The sequence below is a fragment of the Amycolatopsis iheyensis genome (assembly GCF_024703995.1).
GTDB classification, from domain to species: domain Bacteria; phylum Actinomycetota; class Actinomycetes; order Mycobacteriales; family Pseudonocardiaceae; genus Amycolatopsis; species Amycolatopsis iheyensis.
On the sequence record NZ_JAMXQV010000032.1, the window covers coordinates 38,999 to 56,583 of the forward strand.

15 protein-coding genes are annotated in these 17,585 nt (G+C 72.3%); 7 read left to right on the forward strand and 8 right to left on the reverse strand.

Annotated features, from left to right (window positions below):
* Window positions 1–32: 32 nt before the first annotated feature.
* From M8542_RS41770 to M8542_RS41780, 3 genes are read left to right on the forward strand one after another with little or no spacing between them, the layout of a single operon-like run.
* Complete coding sequence (locus M8542_RS41770; RefSeq protein ID WP_257925924.1) at window positions 33–806, forward strand: class I SAM-dependent methyltransferase; 774 nt, start codon at window positions 33–35, stop codon at window positions 804–806.
* Window positions 803–2,308 carry a 1,4-alpha-glucan branching protein domain-containing protein gene (locus M8542_RS41775; RefSeq protein ID WP_257925925.1) on the forward strand — a complete coding sequence of 502 codons (1,506 nt, stop codon included), beginning with the start codon at window positions 803–805 and terminating at the stop codon, window positions 2,306–2,308. The genes M8542_RS41770 and M8542_RS41775 overlap by 4 nt, the downstream gene beginning before the upstream one ends.
* A gap of 10 nt (window positions 2,309–2,318) precedes the next feature.
* On the forward strand, window positions 2,319–2,807 hold the full coding sequence (locus M8542_RS41780) for a glutathione peroxidase (protein WP_257925926.1): 489 nt from the start codon (window positions 2,319–2,321) through the stop codon (window positions 2,805–2,807).
* A gap of 46 nt (window positions 2,808–2,853) precedes the next feature.
* On the opposite strand, the gene M8542_RS41785 is transcribed toward M8542_RS41780, so the two are convergent.
* On the reverse strand, window positions 2,854–4,083 hold the full coding sequence (locus M8542_RS41785; RefSeq protein WP_257925927.1) for a YbiU family protein: 1,230 nt from the start codon (window positions 4,081–4,083) through the stop codon (window positions 2,854–2,856).
* Window positions 4,084–4,173: 90 nt separating this feature from the next.
* Here M8542_RS41785 and M8542_RS41790 point away from each other — a divergent pair, with 90 nt between their 5' ends.
* Complete coding sequence (locus tag M8542_RS41790) at window positions 4,174–5,292, forward strand: ROK family transcriptional regulator (RefSeq protein ID WP_257925928.1); 1,119 nt, start codon at window positions 4,174–4,176, stop codon at window positions 5,290–5,292.
* Between the two features lie 173 nt (window positions 5,293–5,465).
* Here M8542_RS41790 and M8542_RS41795 read toward each other — a convergent pair whose 3' ends face one another.
* On the reverse strand, window positions 5,466–7,229 hold the full coding sequence (locus M8542_RS41795) for a glycoside hydrolase family 2 protein (RefSeq protein ID WP_257925929.1): 1,764 nt from the start codon (window positions 7,227–7,229) through the stop codon (window positions 5,466–5,468).
* Between the two features lie 123 nt (window positions 7,230–7,352).
* Here M8542_RS41795 and M8542_RS41800 point away from each other — a divergent pair, with 123 nt between their 5' ends.
* Window positions 7,353–8,630, forward strand: coding sequence for a glycosyltransferase family 4 protein (locus M8542_RS41800; RefSeq protein ID WP_257925930.1), 1,278 nt, complete (start codon window positions 7,353–7,355; stop codon window positions 8,628–8,630).
* Window positions 8,631–8,642: 12 nt separating this feature from the next.
* Here the strand turns inward: M8542_RS41800 and M8542_RS41805 are convergent, their stop codons facing one another.
* The 3 genes from M8542_RS41805 to M8542_RS41815 form a co-directional block, all read right to left on the reverse strand.
* A complete protein-coding gene (locus tag M8542_RS41805) occupies window positions 8,643–8,771 on the reverse strand; it encodes a hypothetical protein (protein ID WP_257925931.1) in 129 nt (42 codons plus the stop codon).
* A 118-nt stretch (window positions 8,772–8,889) separates the two neighbouring features.
* Window positions 8,890–9,669 carry a class I SAM-dependent methyltransferase gene (locus M8542_RS41810; RefSeq protein WP_257925932.1) on the reverse strand — a complete coding sequence of 260 codons (780 nt, stop codon included), beginning with the start codon at window positions 9,667–9,669 and terminating at the stop codon, window positions 8,890–8,892.
* Window positions 9,670–9,726: 57 nt separating this feature from the next.
* Window positions 9,727–10,185, reverse strand: a complete 459-nt coding sequence (locus M8542_RS41815) for a nuclear transport factor 2 family protein (RefSeq protein ID WP_257925933.1) — start codon at window positions 10,183–10,185, stop codon at window positions 9,727–9,729.
* Between the two features lie 82 nt (window positions 10,186–10,267).
* Here M8542_RS41815 and M8542_RS41820 point away from each other — a divergent pair, with 82 nt between their 5' ends.
* Window positions 10,268–10,798 (forward strand): TetR/AcrR family transcriptional regulator, encoded by a 531-nt coding sequence (locus tag M8542_RS41820; protein ID WP_257925934.1) that lies wholly within the window; start codon window positions 10,268–10,270, stop codon window positions 10,796–10,798.
* Here the strand turns inward: M8542_RS41820 and M8542_RS41825 are convergent.
* A complete protein-coding gene (locus tag M8542_RS41825; protein ID WP_257925935.1) occupies window positions 10,789–11,643 on the reverse strand; it encodes a hypothetical protein in 855 nt (284 codons plus the stop codon). The two genes, M8542_RS41820 and M8542_RS41825, sit on opposite strands and share 10 nt — an antisense overlap.
* Before the next feature lie 10 nt (window positions 11,644–11,653).
* Window positions 11,654–12,145, reverse strand: a complete 492-nt coding sequence (locus tag M8542_RS41830; RefSeq protein WP_257925936.1) for a SigE family RNA polymerase sigma factor — start codon at window positions 12,143–12,145, stop codon at window positions 11,654–11,656.
* A gap of 142 nt (window positions 12,146–12,287) precedes the next feature.
* Between M8542_RS41830 and M8542_RS41835 the strand changes: the two genes are divergently transcribed.
* A complete protein-coding gene (locus M8542_RS41835; protein ID WP_257925937.1) occupies window positions 12,288–15,854 on the forward strand; it encodes a S8 family serine peptidase in 3,567 nt (1,188 codons plus the stop codon).
* Between the two features lie 118 nt (window positions 15,855–15,972).
* On the opposite strand, the gene aceB is transcribed toward M8542_RS41835, so the two are convergent.
* On the reverse strand, window positions 15,973–17,580 hold the full coding sequence (gene aceB, locus M8542_RS41840) for a malate synthase A (protein WP_257925938.1): 1,608 nt from the start codon (window positions 17,578–17,580) through the stop codon (window positions 15,973–15,975).
* Window positions 17,581–17,585 lie beyond the last annotated feature (5 nt).

Below are 17,585 nucleotides of genomic sequence, written 5' to 3' on the forward strand. Positions count from 1 at the left end.
GGCCGGACGTGACACCCGCTAGGGTCGCGAAGGTGACCACCCCAGCCACCCGGGCCGAGGCGCTGCACCTGACCGGCGAACGGACTGTCCCCGGCATCGCCGAGGAAAACTATTGGTTCCGACGCCACGAAGCTGCGTACGCCGCCCTGCTCCCCCACTGCGCAGGCGCGACGGTGCTCGAAGCCGGCTGCGGTGAGGGCTACGGCGCCGGCCTGATCGCGGCCACGGCCCGCCGGGTGCTCGCGCTGGACTACGACGTGCCGACCACCGAGCACGTCGCCCGCCGCTACCCCGCGGTCGCCGTCGCGCGGGCGAACCTGGCGTTCCTGCCGGTCCGGGACGGCGCGGTCGACGTCGTGGCCAACTTCCAGGTCATCGAGCACCTGTGGGACCAGGCCGGGTTCCTCGCCGAGTGCCGACGGGTTTTGCCGAAAAACGGCAAACTGCTGGTCACGACGCCGAACCGGCTGACGTTCACCCCGGACAGCGACACGCCGCTCAACCCGTTCCACACCCGCGAGCTGGCGCCCGCCGAGCTGGCCGGGCTCCTCGCCGACGCCGGCTTCGACGTCGAGACGCTGCACGGCCTGCACCACGGTCCGTCGGTCCGCGCTCTGGACGAGCGGTACGGCGGGTCGGTCATCGACGCCCAGCTCGACGTGGTCATGGGCTCGCTGCCCGGCCAGGCCGTGTGGCCCGCGGCGCTGCTCGCCGACGTCGCGGCGATCGAGGCCACCGGCTTCGACATCCACGGCGACGACCTCGACGCCAGCCTCGACCTGATCGCCGTGGCGGTGCGCCGATGAGCGAGGGCACTTTCTGCCTCGTCGTGCACAGCCACCTGCCGTGGCTGCCGCACCACGGCAGCTGGCCGGTCGGCGAGGAATGGCTCTACCAGGCGTGGGCGCATTCCTACCTGCCGATGGTCGACCTGCTCGAGCGCTTCGCCGCCGAAGGCCGCCGCGACGTGCTGACACTCGGCGTCACGCCGGTGCTCGCCGCGCAGCTCGACGACCCGTACAGCATCCGCGCGTTCCACGACTGGCTCGGCCACTGGCAGCTGCGCGCCCAGCACGCGTCGACGCTCTGGCGCGGCGACCCGGTCCTGCGCGAGCTCGCCGCGGCCGAGCACCGGACCGCCGTCGGCGCGGCCGAGGAGTTCGGCGCGCGCTGGCGGCACGGCTTCTCCCCCCTCCTCCGTTCTTTGGTCGACAATTCGACGATCGAGCTGCTCGGCGGACCGCTGGCCCACCCGTTCCAGCCGCTGCTCGACCCACGGGTCCGCGAGTTCGCGCTGACCGCCGGCCTCGCCGACACGGCGCTGCGGCTGGGGTCGCGACCGGAGGGGATTTGGGCGCCCGAGTGCGGCTACGCGCCGGGCATGGAAGAGGGCTACGCCGCCGCGGGCGTCCGGCGGTTCATGGTCGACGGCCCGTCGCTGCGCGGCGAGACCTGGGCGGCGCGCCCGGTCGGCGACAGCGACGTGCTCGCGTTCGGACGAGACCTCGAGGTCACCTACCGCGTCTGGTCGCCGAAGGCCGGTTACCCCGGCCACGCGGCGTACCGCGACTTCCACACCTGGGCCCACGAGGTCGGCCTCAAGGCGTCGCGCGTCACCGGCAAGACGATCGAGCCCGCGGACAAGGCGCCCTACGACCCGTCGCTGGCCGCCGACGTGCTCGGGCTGCACGTCAAGGACTTCGTCGACACGGTCGTGACCCGGCTGCGTTCGCTGAAAAAACACCACGGCCGCGAAGCGCTCGTGGTCGCCGCGTACGACACGGAGCTGTTCGGCCACTGGTGGCACGAGGGCCCGGCTTGGCTGGAGGGCGTCCTGCGCGCGCTGCCGGAGGCGGGCGTCCGGGTGACGACGCTGAAGGGCGCCGCGGAAGCCGGGCACGTCGGCGAGCCGATCGAGCTGCCTTCGTCGTCGTGGGGGTCGGGCAAGGACTGGCGCGTCTGGGACGGCGAGCAGGTCAAGGACATGGTCGACGCCAACACGGCGCTCCAGCAGCGGCTCCTTTCCCTTGTCGCCGATTTGGACACGACGGCCCGTGACACCGTCGCCGACCAGGCCGTCGCCGAGGCGATGCTGGCCCTGGAGAGCGACTGGGCGTTCATGGTCACCAAGGACTCCGCGGCCGACTACGCGCGCCGGCGCGCGGCGGTGCACACCGAGCGCTTCGACACGCTGGCCGGCCTGCTCCGCCGCGGCGACCGCGCGCGGGCCGAGGAACTCGCCGCCGCCTACCGCGCCGACGACGGACCGTTCGGGCACCTCGACGCCCGGGCGCTGAAGCACGACTGAAAGGGACTCCATGGGGATCCACGAAATTCCGGTCAAGACCCTCGACGGGCAGGACAGCTCGCTGGGGTCGCTCGCGGGCAAGGCGCTGCTCGTGGTCAACGTCGCGTCGAAGTGCGGCCTGACCCCGCAGTACTCCGGCCTCGAGCGGCTGCAGGAGCGCTTCGGCGCGCAGGGCTTCTCCGTCGTCGGTTTTCCGTGCAACCAGTTCGCCGGGCAGGAGCCGGGCAGCGCGGAGGAGATCCAGACGTTCTGTTCGACGACCTACGGCGTCACGTTCCCGCTGTTCGAGAAGATCGACGTCAACGGCGAGGGCCGGCACCCGCTGTACGCCGAGCTGACCAAGACGGCCGACGGCGACGGCGAGACCGGCGACGTCAAGTGGAACTTCGAGAAGTTCCTGGTCGGCGCGGACGGCGAGGTCCTGGCGCGGTTCCGGCCGCGCACCGAGCCCGAGGACGAGTCGATCGTGAAGGCCATCGAGGCGGCGCTGCCGGCGTGAGACGGCCGGTGTCGCGCCGGGCTCTCGATGCCCGGCGCGGCGCCGTTCACAGGCCGAGTTGTTCGCGGCCGACGGCGTTGAGGTCGTCGAGCGTGGCCCGGCCGGTCCAGCCGACTTCGTAGTCTTCGGGCGCGAAATCGCCCGGGCTGGCGCCGGCCAGGAACGCGCGGCCGCAGTTCTTGGCGTAGGCCGCGTTCTTCGGGCAGTGCGGGCTCGCCGGGATGTACATGACGTTTCCCCAGCGGTTCGGGTTGGTGCCGTCGGCGACCGAGTGGATGACGTCGCCGTGCCACCAGACCGTGTCGCCCGGCTCGACGTCGGGGATCGAGGTCTGCGCGGGCAGCAGGTCGTCGTGGTACTTGTCGCCGACCGGGAGGGCCTGGCCGTTGACCGCGCCGCAGAGGTCGTCTTCGGGGACGTCGTCCTGAAGCGCGCGAAGCAGGACGTACGCCATCGCCGACGGCATCGGCACCACGTGCAGCACGCCGTCGCCCTGGCGCATTTCCGACAACGCCGTCCAGCCCTGGAAGGTGCGGAAGGCCGAGCACATCACCGTGGACGGGTATTCGTCGACTTCCGTGCGGTAGGCGCCGTCCCAGGGGTCGTAGGCGCGCCAGTTGCCGTCGAAGACGTGCCGGAAGACCTGCTGGTAGGCGGGCAGCAGCCAGCGTTCGACCGAGCCGGAGTCGGTGTGGGCGGACAGCCCGAGGGAGGCCGAGCCGGGCGGGCGGCGGCGGATGCGGTCCGGGTAGGCCGTGTCCCGGTCGGGGTCGAACCAGACGCGCCCCTCGGACTCGTGCCGCCAGAAGGAGTTGAGGAACCGCCGGACGGTCACCATGTGCTCGTGCTGGCGCGCCTCGATCTGCGGCTTCGACCAGTAGACCGGGTAGATCTGCGGCTGGCTGGAGGCGAGACCGGCGAAGACGTCGTCGGCCGGGCCCTGGTAGGTCCCCGCGAAGTCGTTTTCGGTGAGGTACGCGGCCAGGCCGGTGTCCCAGGCTTCGGCCGTTTCACGCGCGAAGGTGCCCTTGACCACGGCACAGCCGCGGCGCCGGACGGCGTCTCGCAGACCCTGCGGCACCGTCCCCTCGGCGATGTCGCGAAATTGGACCACGGGGAAGGCGTCCGGATCGGCGGCGACGGCGTCGACCTCCCGCCGCGTCCACTCCCGGACCTCGGCGAACGCGCCGGCGACGTCGCCGAACCGGGCGCGCAGCTCGCGCTTGGTCCGCGAGATGGCCTCGGACATGTTCGCGGGCAGCTCTGTGGTCGTCATCGGTGTCCCTCGCGATCTTTTGGTTAGGACTCCTTACTAGAATGTCCCGGTTACGGTAACTCCTGTCCATCCCCCGCCACAAGAGGTGCGATGTCCGACCCCGAACGGCCGCTTCCGCGCCTGGCGATGCTGCGGGCCATGACCGACCGCGCGGTGCTCGACCAGGTCTTCGTCCACGGGCGGACCACGCGCGCCGAGCTCGCCGCGACGACCGGGATCTCGAAGCCGACGATCTCGGAATCGGTCCGGCGGCTGGAGACGGCGGGCGCGCTGCGGGCGACCGGCACCGACCAGACCGGCCGCCGCGGCCGGATCGCGACCTTCTACGAGCTGGCCGCCGACGCCGGGCGCGTGGTCGCCGCCGAGGTCAACCAGCAGGGCATCCGCACGGTGACGACCGACCTGACCGGGACAGTCCTGGCCACCGACCACCACCCGCCCGACGGCCGGCCGATGACCGCCGCGGTCCGGGCGGCCGTCGATGCGGCAGGCGCCGTCGGGGCAGGGCCGGTGCGGGCGACCGCGATCTCGGTGGCGAACCCCGTCGACCCGGTGACGCACGAGGTCGTCGCGCTGCCGGGATCGCCGTTTCCCGAAGGCACGCTCCGGGCTGCGGACATCGGCCGCGACGTCCTGCTCGACAACGACGTGAACTTCTCCGCCCTCGCCGAACGCCGGGAGGGCGCCGCACGGGAGGCGAAGAGCTTCGCTTACGTCTATGTCGGGGCCGGGCTCGGCGTGAGTCTCTACGTCGGCGACCAGCTCGTGCGGGGCGCGCACGGGCTGGCCGGCGAGATCGGGTACCTCGACAGCTCGGGAGCGACGCTCGCTTCGGCCCTCGCCGACCAGGGGTTCGGCCGGGTGGATGCGCCTTCGCTGGACGTCGACGCGATCTTGACCACGCTCGACCAGGCCGGGTCGGGGGACGCCGTGGCCGCGGAACGGCTGGGGCTGCTCGGCGCGACGCTCGGCCGGGCGGTGGCCGCGATCTGCACGATCGTCGACCCGGACGTGGTGCTGCTGGGTGGCCCGGCGGGGAGCCACCCGGCGCTCGTGGCGGAAATCCGGCGAACGGTCCAGGCGGCGGCACCGGGGCCGGTGCGGGTGGAGGCCGGCGAGGTGACGGACTCGGCGGCCCTGCGCGGCGCGCTGTTGTCCGCGCTGGACCACGGCCGGGACGGCCTGCTCAACGCCGTTGCCGAAAACTGACCACAGTATGGATGGTCTGCTCAAGGCCGTTGCCGGAAATCGACCACGGTCGGGAGGGCCCGTCGACGATTCGTGACCCCCGGGCGGCTCGAAGCGGTCGCTGAAGCGACCCAATCCCACCGGCCCCAGCTCGAAGCCATTGCCGGAAATCGACCACAGCTGGCCGCCGAACCTCAGGCGGAGCCGGCCTCGATGACCGCGCGCACGCACTTCGCCACCACCGCCGGGTCCACCTTGACCACCTGGCGGTCGTACGTGAGCAAGCCGTTGACCTCGTTCTCGACATCCGTCGTCTGGGTGTAGACCGCGCCGGACAGGCCGCGCTCCGCCACCACCCGCTCCAATGCGGCGCTCACCTCCGCGTACCGCTCGGTCAGGCGCTCGCGCGTCGGCGTCATTTCGTACGCGTTCGGCGGGCCTGGCCAGCAGTGACCGTCCAGGACCAGGCCGAGGCCGCCGTACTCGCCGTCGACGATCGCTCGGCCGTCGGCCGCCGTCGGCGTGCCCGGGCCGACGTACGTGTGGTCGTCGTAGACGTCGCCCGCGCCGGTGTCCGGGCGGGAGAAGCAGCAGTTGACGCCGCTGTTCGCGATCACCAAGCGTGTCGGGTCCATTTTTTTGACCAGTTCCGCGACACGCGCCGTGTCGAACTCGCCCCAGCCCTCGTTGAACGGCACCCAGCCGACGATCGAGGGGACCGCGCGCAGCTGATTGATCATTTTGATCAATTCTGCTTCGAACCGCGTCTGCGCCTCCGGCACCGGGTCCGGCGCGATGCCGGGTGGGCCGTCGAACGTCGCGGTCAGCGACGGCATGTCCTGCCAGACGAGCAGGCCCAGCGTGTCGGCCCAGAAGTACCAGCGGGCCGGCTCGACCTTGACGTGCTTGCGGACGAAGTTGAAGCCCAGCTCCTTGGTCTTTTCGAGGTCGAAGCGCAGGGCGTCGTCGGTGGGCGCGGTCGAAATGCCGTCCGGCCAGTAGCCCTGGTCCAGCGGGCCGTGCAGGAACGTCGGCCGGCCATTGAGCGCGATCCGCGGGCGACCCGTCGCGTCCGGGAGGAGGCCGACCGTCCGGAGGCCGGCGTAGCTGCCGACCTCGTCCAGGACCGCGCCGTGTCCGTCGAGCAGCTGGACCTGCACCTTGTAGAGGTGGGGGTCGTCAGGGGTCCAGAGGCGTGGTTCGGGAACGTCCACGCGGACCGCCGCGCCGGGTGCGCCCGAGCCGCGGGCGACTTCGCCGTCCGTGGTCGAAAAAATGACCACGACCTCGTCGCCGCCCGTGACCTGGGGGAACACTGTCACGCCGGTGAGGTCCGGGGTCAGGTCCAGCCGCTCGACGCGCGTCTCGGGCACCGGCTCGAGCCAGACCGTCTGCCAGATTCCGGACGACGCCGTGTACCAAATCCCGCCGGGCGCGTTGCGCTGTTTGCCGACCGGGAACGGCTCGATGTCGGTGCGGTCCTCGGCCCGCACCGTCAGCTCCTGCGCCCCCGACGCCCGCAGGACGTCGGTGATGTCCGCACTGAACGCCGTGTAGCCGCCCTCGTGGGTCGCGACCAGCTGGTTGTTCACCCAGACCTTCGCCGTCTGGTCGACCGCGCCGAAGTGCAGGAGGACCCGGGAGCCGCGCCAGCCGGGCGGGATCTCGACCAGGCGGCGGTACCAGAGGACCTCGTCGCGTCGTCCGATTCCCGACAACGCCGACTCCGGCGGGAACGGCACCAGGATCCGCTCCGCGTAGCCCGACGGGCGGGGTTCGTCCGGTGACGACGGCCAGCCCGCGTACTCCCAGACGCCGTTGAGGGTGAGCCAGCGGGGCCGCGTCAGCTGGGGGCGCGGGTACTCGGGCAGCGCGTTGCCGGGGCCGACCTCCCCGGACCACGGGGTCGGCAGGGGCGGGTCGAGCCGGCGCCAGCCGGTGTCCTCGGGAGATGTCATCCCGGTCGATGGTGGCAGACAACCTCGGCCCCGCCAGTGACTCCGGTCACAGGAGAACAGGTTCTAGCCGGTCGGCGAGCACGGGCCCGTCACCCACTTGCGACTCGCGAGTAACCTCTGCCCATGCGTGTGCTGATGCTGTCCTGGGAGTACCCGCCAGTGGCCATCGGTGGCCTGGCTCGGCACGTACACGCGCTGGCCACCCACCTGGCCCGCCAGGGGCACGAGGTCGTCGTGCTCTGCCGGCACGCCGCGGGCACCGACGCCGGGACGCACCCGCGCACCGACCGCGTCGTCGAGGGTGTGCGGGTCATCCGGGTCGCCGAGGACCCGATGCACGTCACGTTCGAACGCGACCTCGTCGCCTGGACGCTGGCCATGGGGCACGCCATGATCCGCGCCGCGCAGGACCTGCTGCGCGGCTGGCAGCCCGAGGTCGTCCACGCGCACGACTGGCTGGTCGCGCACCCGGCCATCGCGATCGCCGAGGCCGCGCGGGTACCGCTGGTCGGCACGATCCACGCGACCGAGGCCGGGCGGCACTCCGGGTGGCTGTCGCACCCGCTCAACCAGCAGGTTCACTCGGTCGAGTGGTGGCTGGCGAACCGCGCCGACGCGCTGATCACCTGCTCGCAGGCCATGCGCCGCGAGGTCGCGCACCTCTTCGAGGTCGAGGCCGGCGACGTCACGGTGATCCACAACGGCATCGAGGAGCGCGGCTGGCAGGTGCCGGCGAAGGAGATCGCGCACGCCCGCGAGGTCTACAGCCCGGCCGGCGCTCCCCTGTTGCTCTATTTCGGACGGCTCGAATGGGAGAAGGGGATCCAGGACCTGCTGGCCGCGCTCCCCCGCATCCGGCGCCGCCACCCCGGCACGCGCGTGGTCGTCGCCGGGAAAGGACGACACTTCGACGAGCTCGTCGAGCAGTCGCGGAAGCTGCGGGTGCGGCGCGCGGTCGACTTCGTCGGGCACCTGTCGGACCGCGACCTGCGTGCGGCGCTGGCCGCGGCCGACGCCGTCGTGCTGCCGAGCCGGTACGAGCCGTTCGGGATCGTCGCGCTGGAGGCCGCGGCCGCGAAGGCGCCGCTGGTGGCCTCGACCGCCGGCGGGCTCGGCGAGGTCGTCGTGCACGGCGAGACCGGACTCGCCTTCAGCCCCGGCGACGTCGCGGCGTTGGCCGATTCGGTGACGAAGGTGCTCAGTGACGCGCCGGCCGCGGCGAAGCGGGCGAAGGCCGCGCAGTCCCGGCTCGCCGCGGACTTCGACTGGGGCCGGATCGCCGAGGCGACCGCCGCGGTCTACAAGCGGGCCAAGGCGGGTGAGCCGGTCGAGCTGCCGCGGCCGAAGATCGCCACCGGGAACGCGTTCGAGCCGGTCGCCTCGGGCGTCGGCGAACTGTAGGTAGCGGACGGCTCAGAAGTGGCAGGGCCGGACGCAGTCCGGCTGGGCCGCGCTGGGCGCGGCCGTGGTCACGACGGCGCCGAACGAGAACGACAGAACGACGAAGGCGGCGGCGACGACCGCTCTCAACCTGCTGGTCATGGGGTGCTCCTGGGGAGGGGACGCTTCGCTGTGAGCATCCGCGCCGCCTCCCGGCGAAACAATAAGCGGAACAGTACGGGCCGCTACGTATTCGCCTTCCGTGACCGGTTCGTCCCGATCACCGGACGCCGATCAGGAGCCGGACGCGAACCTGCTCCCGCAGCGGTCCGTGCGGGACCACCGCCGCCCGGACGCGCTTGGTGAACGCCTCCCGCGCGTCCGGGGCGGGCAGCTGCTCCGGGCTCATCGCCGAGTACACGCCACCGACGATTTCTTCGACGGTCAGCGTGGTCACATATTCGACCACCCGCTGGTCGACGGCGTATCCCGCCGCCTCGAGCGCGGTGCGGTAGCGGGCCTGGCTGGCGTCGTCCGTGCCGCACGTGCGGTGCACCGGTGTCCCCAAGAACGACGAGACGACCTCACGCAGCGCCGCCGACCACGCGGTGTCCTGGAGCCAGAGCGGTTCGCCGTTGGTCACCACCGCGACCCCGCCGCCTGGGCGCAGCAACGGGCGCACGTCGGCGAACAGCCGCTCGTGGTCCATCCAGTGCAGTGCCTGCGCGACCGTCACGGCGGCCAGCCGGCCCGGGCCCAGCGCCGGCGTCAGCGCGCCGATGTCGGAGTCGGCGCCGAGCAGCCAGCCGACGTTCGGGGCCGACGTCGCCCGGCGGGCCTGGGCGAGCATCGCCGGCTCCGGGTCCATGCCGAGCACCGCGCCCACCCGGGGCGCCAGGACCCGGGTGAGCTGGCCGGTGCCGCAGCCGAGGTCGAGCACGACGTCGCCGGGCGTCAGCGCGAACGCCGTCGCCAGCGCCTCGGCCACCGAGGGCGGGTAGCCGCGGCGGAACCGCTGGTAGAACTCGCTCACTTCGCCGCCGAACGCCGGTGCCGTCATGGTCACGAGCATGCCCACGACGGAACCCGGCCGGGGGTGGTTACGCGCGCAGCGGACTCAGAAGACCGGCAGCAGGACGCCGTGTTCGGACTCCGGGCGCGGGCCGAAGATGCGACGCTCGTCCTCGGTGATCGCGCGGTCGTTGATGCTCGCTTCGCGCCTTCGCATCAGGCCTTCGTCGCTGAACTCCCACAGCTCGTTGCCGTAGCTGCGGAACCACTGGCCCTCGGCGGTGCGGGACTCGTACTGGAACCGGACGCCGATGCGGTTGCCGCGGAAGCCCCAGAGCTCCTTGCGCAGCGCGTAGTCCAGTTCGCGCTCCCACTTCGCCGTCAGGAACCGGACGATCTCCGCGCGCCCGACGACGTGCTGGTCGCGGTTGCGCCACACCGAGTCCTCCGTGTAGGCCAGCGAGACCTTCTCCGGGTCGCGGGTGTTCCACGCGTCCTCGGCGGCCTGGACCTTCTGGCGGGCGGTGTCTTCGTCGAACGGCGGGAACGGCGGACGCGGGGGCATGACGGCTCCTTCGAGGAAGTGGAGAACGTGCGTTCTCCGGTAGCGTAGAGAACGCACATTCTCCGCACCAGAGGCAGGTGACATGCATCCCACGGAGGCGACCGACCGGCTGCTGGAGGCCGCCGAGGAGCTCTTCTACGCCCACGGCGTGCAGGCCGTCGGGATGGACGCCGTCCGCGCGCGCTCGGGCGTCTCGCTCAAGCGGCTCTACCAGTGCTTCCCGGCGAAGACCGACCTGGTCGAGGCCTACCTTCGGCGCCGCGACGAGCGGTGGCGGCGGTCGTTGCGCGAATTCGTCCACGCCCGCGGCGACGACCCGCTGGCCGTGTTCGCCTGGCTGAAGGACTGGTTCGCCGAGCCCGGCTTCCGCGGCTGCGCGTTCATCAACTCCTTCGGCGAGTTCGGCGAACCCACGCCGGGGATCGCCGCCGCGATCCGCGAGCACAAGGAGGAAGTCCGGGCCTACCTGGGTGGTCTCGTTCCCGGCCGCGCCGCCGACCAGCTGTTCTCGCTGGTCGAAGGCGCGACCGTGCTCGCCGCGATCACCGGCAACCCCGGCGAAGCCGACACCGCCCGCGAGGCCGCGAAGGCCGTGCTGGCCGCTCAGGGGTAGAGCGTCAGGCCCGGATCGAGGGCGACCTCGGTCAGCTGGGCGAGGCTGAGCGGCGGCGACGGCATGTCCGGCGGCAGCGGCTGCTTCGCGCTGCTGGCGATGTTCTCCGCCTCGACGATGACGCCCGTCCCGTCGGGCTTGACGACGTTCACCTGGTTGACCGTCGCCTGTCCCGGCGAAGAGAACGTCAGCGCGACGACGGTCTCGCCGTGCGGGCCGGTCGTCCGGTCGCACGAACCCTGCGTCCCCTCGGGCGGATCGGTGCATTCGGTGGCCGGCGTGGCGTTGCCCCCCAGCCGGGTGGCGATCGCCCAAACGTTGCCCTTGCCCGCCGGGCCGGCCGTCGTCGCCGCGGCCATGAAGTAGTCCTCGCCGCCGCTGCAGGTGCTCCCGTTCCGCACCTGGGCCGAGAACACGTGGAAGAAGGCCAGCGGCCCGTGCGGCGTGCCTTTCGGGTACTCGCCCTGGGCGTGCGGCTGGAGCGTCGTCCCGGCCGCGACCCGCTGCTGGACGGCGGCGGTGAGCACACCGCTGAGCCGGTTCGCCGCGGTGTCCGCCTTTTCCGGGATGGGCGCACCGGTCTGCGGCATGACGAGGCCACACGGATCCGGCGACGGCGGAGCCGACGGCGGGTTGCCCGGCACCAAGGTCGCGGCCGGCTCACCGGGCGCGAACACGAACGCCGCGCCGGCGGCCACCGCCGCCACGCCCGCGCCCACGGCGGTCCACGGGTTCGCCACCCGGCGCACCCGCGCGCGACGGCGTTCCCGGTCCAGGACCGCCTCGACGTCCACAGTGGACGCCGGCGCGGTGCCGATCGCCGCGTCGAACTGTTCCCTGCTCATTTTCCCTCCATCAGCTCTGGCTCGCGGCGACGAGCGCGCGCAGCGAGTCGAGCCCGCGCGCGGTCTGGCTCTTCACGGTTCCGGTCGAACATTCGAGGATCTCCGCGGTCTCCTCGACCGAGAGATCGCAGTAGTAGCGCAGCACCACCGCCGCCCGGCGCCGCGGCGGCAGCGCGTCGAGCAGCTCGAGCAGGCCGAGACGCTCGACGACGTCGTCGCCGGGCAGCACCGCCGGCTCCGGCAGGGTCTCGGCCGGCTCCTCGCGCCGCCACCCCCGGGCCTTCTCGTCCAGCCACGTCCGCACCAGGATCCGGCGCACGTAGGCGTCGAGATGCGCCATGCGCCGGGCTCGCGGCCAGTGCCGGTAGAGCTTGCCGATCGTGATCGACACCAGGTCGTCGGCGAGGTGCCAGTCGCGGCACAGCAGGAAGGCCGTGCGGCGCATGACTTCCATCCTGGCCGTGACGTAGTCGCGGTACCCCGCCTCTTCCGCCCGTTTCACCTGTTCCTCCTCGTCGCCCCCACACCGTGTCCAACGGGGCAGGTGGCCACCGGGGTTGCTCCGAGGTCGAAATCCGGGCAACCCGCCGGCTCGCCGGGGCCGTTCCACAAGCCGAGAGTCCCCGACAGCGAGGAACCATCCCATGAAGAAACCGATCACCGCGGTGCTCGCGGTGACCCTGGCCGCGGCCGTGCTCACCGCACCCGCCGCCGCGGCCGCACCGGCGGACCCGCCGGCGCTCGCGCCGACCCGGATCACGCTGATCACCGGCGACCAGGTGCTGGTCAGCGGCACCACCGTGCGGGTGCTGCCCGCGCGCCGGGACCGTCCGGTGCCGATCCAGCAGTACGCGCGCCGCGGCGACCAGTACGTCCTGCCGGGTGACGCGGCCACGCTGGTCCGGGCCGGTCGGCTCGACGAGCAGCTGTTCAACGTCACCGGCCTGCTGCGCCAGGGCTACGACGACGCCCGCACGCCACGCGTGCCGCTGCTGGTCCGCCAGGCGGGCCCGGCCGTCGCCGCCCGGACCGGCGTCGCGGCCCGGCCGACCGGCCTCGGCTTCGCGACGCTCGACGAGCCGAAGGACGGCGCCGCGTCGTTCTGGAACCGGCTCGTCACGCAACCGACCACGCTCGCCGCGAGCGGTGCGAAGGTGTGGCTCAACGCGAAGATGCGCGCGAGCCTTGACCAAAGCGTGCCGCAGATCGGCGCGCCCACGGCGTGGCAGGCGGGCCTGACCGGCCGCGGCGTCGAGGTCGCGGTGCTCGACAGCGGGATCGCCACCGGGCACCCGGACCTGGCCGGTCACGTCGCGCTGAGCAAGGACTTCACCGGCAAGGGCAGCGTGGAGGACGGCGCGGGCCACGGCACGCACGTCGCGTCGACGATCGCCGGGAGCGGCGCGGCCTCCGGCGGCCGGTACAAGGGGGTGGCGCCGGACGCGACGCTGGCCGTCGGCAAGGTCCTCGACGACTCCGGTCAGGGGACGCTCGACATGGTCCTGGCCGGCATGCAGTGGGCGGCGGCCGAAGCGCACGCCCGGGTCGTGAACATGAGCCTCGGCGGCGGCCCGTCCGACGGGACCGATCCGGTGTCCGAAGCCGTGAACACCCTGTCCCGCCAGTACGGCACGCTCTTCGTCGTGGCCGCGGGGAACTTCGGCCAGGACGAGTCCGTGTCGAGCCCGGCCGCGGCCGACGCCGCCCTCGCCGTGGCCAGTGTGTCCAAACAGGACGTCCTGAGCCCGTTCTCGAGCCGCGGGCCCCGGGTCGGCGACGGCGCGGCCAAGCCGGACGTCGCGGCGCCCGGCGAGTCGATCACCGCGGCGATGCCGGGCGGCGGCTACCAGACGCTGAGCGGCACGTCGATGGCGTCGCCGCACGTGGCGGGTTCGGCGGCGATTCTCGCCCAGCAGCACCCGGACTGGACCGCGGACCGCCTCAAGGCCGCCTTGACCAGCACGGCCACCCCGGTCGACGCCGGACCGGCCGCCGTCGGCACCGGCCGCGTCGACGTCGCCCGCGCGACGACCACGCCGGTCACCGCGACCGGCAGCGCGTCGGTGTTCCTGCCGTGGCCCAACCACGGGACGACCGGGAAGGCCACGGTGACCTGGTACAACTCGGGCGCCACACCGGTGACGCTGACGCTCGGGTCGTCCGTCGAAGGCCTCACCTTCCCGGCGACCGTGACCGTTCCCGCGGGCGGCAGCACCCCCGTCGAGCTGGCCTTCACCTCGCGGGACGGCCACGCCGGGACTTTCTCGGGCGTCCTCACCGCGAGCGGCGACGGCGTCAGCACCCGCACGGCGTTGTCGCTGCGGCAGGAAGACGAGATGTACGACCTCACCGTCGGCCTCGTGAACCGCGACGGCAACCCGTGGACGCCGACCGGGTACCCGCCGGTCTCGATCGTCGACCTCGACAGCGGCTCGCTCACCCAGGGCGAGCCGGGCACCTTCCGGCTGCCGCGCGGTCGTTACGTCGTGAACAGCATGATCGAGACGCCGCGGCCGGGCCAGGAGCCGTCGTACAGCTTCGTCACCCATCCCGAACTGGTCCTCGACCACGCCGTCACGCAGACGCTGGACGCACGCGACGGCAAGCCGGTGTCGCTCGAGCCGGACAACCCGGCCGCGCGCGGCGGCACGTACAGCGTCGAACGGCTGAGCCGGGTCACGGCGTGCGCGTGTGTCTTCGACTCCGGGGTCGACCTCGATCCCCGGTTCCAGGAGGCGTTCGCCGCGACCGTCCCGGCGACGTCGTCGCCGGCCTTCGCCTTCGCCCAGACGCGGCGGGCGACCGAACCGGACCTCGAGCTGACCGCGGACGACGGGCAGCCCTTCGCCGTCAAGGGTGTCTGGCTGGAGTCGGCCGCGCCGGCCGGGCGCAGCACGCTCCCGGTGGTGTTCGGCGGCGAGGGCACCCCCGAGGACCTGGCGAAGATCGACGCCCGCGGCAAGCTCGTGGTCGTCCACCTGCCCTTGGGCATCGCGGTCGACGAGGCCTACCGGCGGCTCGCGAACGTCGAGCGGGCCGGGGCGAAACTCGGCATGGTCGAGCTGTCCGGCGACGTGGCCGCGACGACGGTCCTCGGCGGTGGCCTGCCGGTCCTGACCCTGCCGACGATCTGGAGCGGCCGGAGCGTGACCGCGCGACGGTTCACTGAGCTGGCGAAGAAGGGCGGCGCGTCGGCGACGGTCGTCAGCCGCCCGTCGCCGAACTTCCGCTACGAGCTCGCCGACGGCGTCCAGGGTCAGCTGTCGGCGCCCCGGGTGCAGCGGCCGAAGACCCGCGACCTCGCCGAGGTGCGCACGGCGTACCACGACAACGCTCCCGGTGAGGTCCGGTACGTCGCCGGGTACGGGTTCTTCGGCCGGACGATCGGGTACGGCTACACCGAACCCGTTGCCGCACAACAGGAACGCTCGGAGTACTACTCCCCCGGCAAGTGGGACACGGTCTGGACGAGCGGGTGGCGCGGCGAGCTGACCGACACCCTCGACGTCGCCGCGGGCCGGAAGTACCGGCTGAGCTGGAACAAGGCCGTCGCCGGGCCGTCGTTGCGCGGGCTGACGGTCACGCACTCCGGCGAGGCCCCGAGGCCGTGGGCGTGGCGCAAGGACGACGTCTTCGACCTGTGGTTGCCGCTCTTCGGTGACGCCGATGGGCGGACGCGCACGCCCGACTCCCTCGCCGGGGACACCGGCTCGGTGACCCTGACCAGGGACGGCGTCGCGATTCCCGTCGAACCTTCAGGACAGCCGACGCTGGCGTCGATCCCGGTGCCGGCCGCCGACGGCGCGTACCGGCTCACCGCCGAGGCCCACCGGCACGCCGACTGGTGGCCACTGTGGACGGACGTCTCGGCCGAGTGGGGCTTCCGCTCGTCGGCGGCCGCGGACGGGAAAGCGCTGCCGCTGCTGACGACGCGGTTCACGCCCGCGGTCGATCTGCGGAACCGGGCGCCGGGCAACCGGATCTTCACGTTCCCGGCTTATGTGGAGCCGGGCGGGACCAAGCTGGCCGTCGAAACGTCCACCGACGACGGACGCACCTGGCAACCGGCAGTGACCCTGCGGACCGGTGACCACTGGACGGTCGCGGTCCGGAACCCGGCGTCCGGGTACGTCTCGCTGCGGGCGAGCGCGGCGGACGCCGACGGGAACACCGTGCGCCAGACGGTGATCCGGGCGTATGCGGTGAGCTGAAAATCGGACTGACCCGGCGACGGGGAGCCACCGTCGCCGGGTCAGTCCGGACCCACACCATCCCAAACAGTGTGGGTTCCCGCCGCCCCTCGTCAGGTAGGGGCGGTTGGGGCCCCTGCTACCGGGCGTCTGTGAGGTACCGCGCGTACGCACCCGTGGTCAGGAAGCTCGGCAGCTTCTCGCCCAGCGCGGTTTCGGTGAAGATCTCGCGAGCGTCGTCGAGGCGGTTGCCCTCGCCGAGGTCCGTGCGGACCGTCGCCAGCTCCTCGTCCAGGTACTGCGTCGCCAGCTCGAGTGTCAGCGCCGTGCCGTCTTCGAGCTTCGTGCCGTTGCGGATCCACTGCCAGACCTGGCAACGCGCGATCTCCGCGGTCGCCGCGTCCTCCATCAGGTTGTGGATCGCGGCCGCACCGGTGCCGCGCAGCCACGCGTCGACGTAGCGCAGCGCGACGTTGATGTTCGCGCGCACGCCCGCTTCGGTGACCTCGCCGCCGGCGCTGGCGACGTCGAGCAGGTCCTCGGCGGTGACGTCGACGTCCTCGCGGAGCTTGCCGAGCTGGTTGGGCCAGCCGCCGAGCACGCCGTCGAACACCTCGCGGCAGATCGGGACCAGGCCGGGGTGCGCGACCCAGGAGCCGTCGAAACCGTCGCCGGCCTCGCGTTCCTTGTCGGCGCGGACCTTCTCGGCGGCGATCTCGTTGACCGAAGGGTCCTTGCTCGGGATGAACGCGGCCATGCCGCCGATGGCGTGCGCGCCACGCTTGTGGCAGGTCCGCACCAGCAGCTCGGTGTAGGCCCGCATGAACGGCACGGTCATCGTGACCTGCGCGCGGTCCGGCAGCACGAAGTCGGCGCCGTGCGCGGCGAAGTTCTTGATCAGGCTGAAGATGTAGTCCCAGCGCCCGGCGTTCAGGCCCGCCGCGTGCTCACGCAGCTCGTAGAGGATCTCGTCCATCTCGAACGCGGCGGTGATCGTCTCGATCAGCACCGTCGCGCGGATCGAGCCACGCGGGATGCCCAGCTCGCGCTGCGCCATCAGGAAGACGTCGTTCCACAGCCGCGCTTCGAGGTGGTTCTCGAGCTTCGGCAGGTAGAAGTACGGGCCGGCGCCGCGGGCGAGCAGCTGGCGCGCGTTGTGGAAGAAGTACAGGCCGAAGTCGACCAGGCTCGCCGAGACCGGGCGGCCGTCGATGCGGATGTGCTTCTCGACCAGGTGCCAGCCGCGGGGGCGCGCCACGATCGTCGCGGGGTCGTCGCCGATCGTGTAGTGCTTGCCTGCCTCCGTGGTGAAGTCGATGTTGCGGCGGATCGCGTCGTGGAGGTTGAGCTGGCCGTCGATGACGTTGTGCCACGTCGGCGACGTCGCGTCCTCGAAGTCCGCCAGCCACACCTTCGCGCCGGAGTTCAGCGCGTTGACCGTCATCTTGCGGTCGGTCGGGCCGGTGATCTCGACGCGGCGGTCTTCCAGGCCCGGCGCGGTCGGGGCGACGTGCCAAGACTCGTCGTCACGCACCTGGCGCGTCTCCGGCAGGAAGCCGAGCGGCTTCTCCCCCGACTGCAGCTCCTCGCGGCGCACGCGGCGGGCGTCGAGCAGCTCGCGCCGGCGGCCGGCGAACGTGTTGTCGAGCTTGGCCAGGAAGTCGAGTGCCGCCGGGGTCAGGATCTCCGCGAACCGGCCGTCGACCTCGCCGGTGACCTCGATGCGGTAGTTCAGCCGATCAACCATGGGGT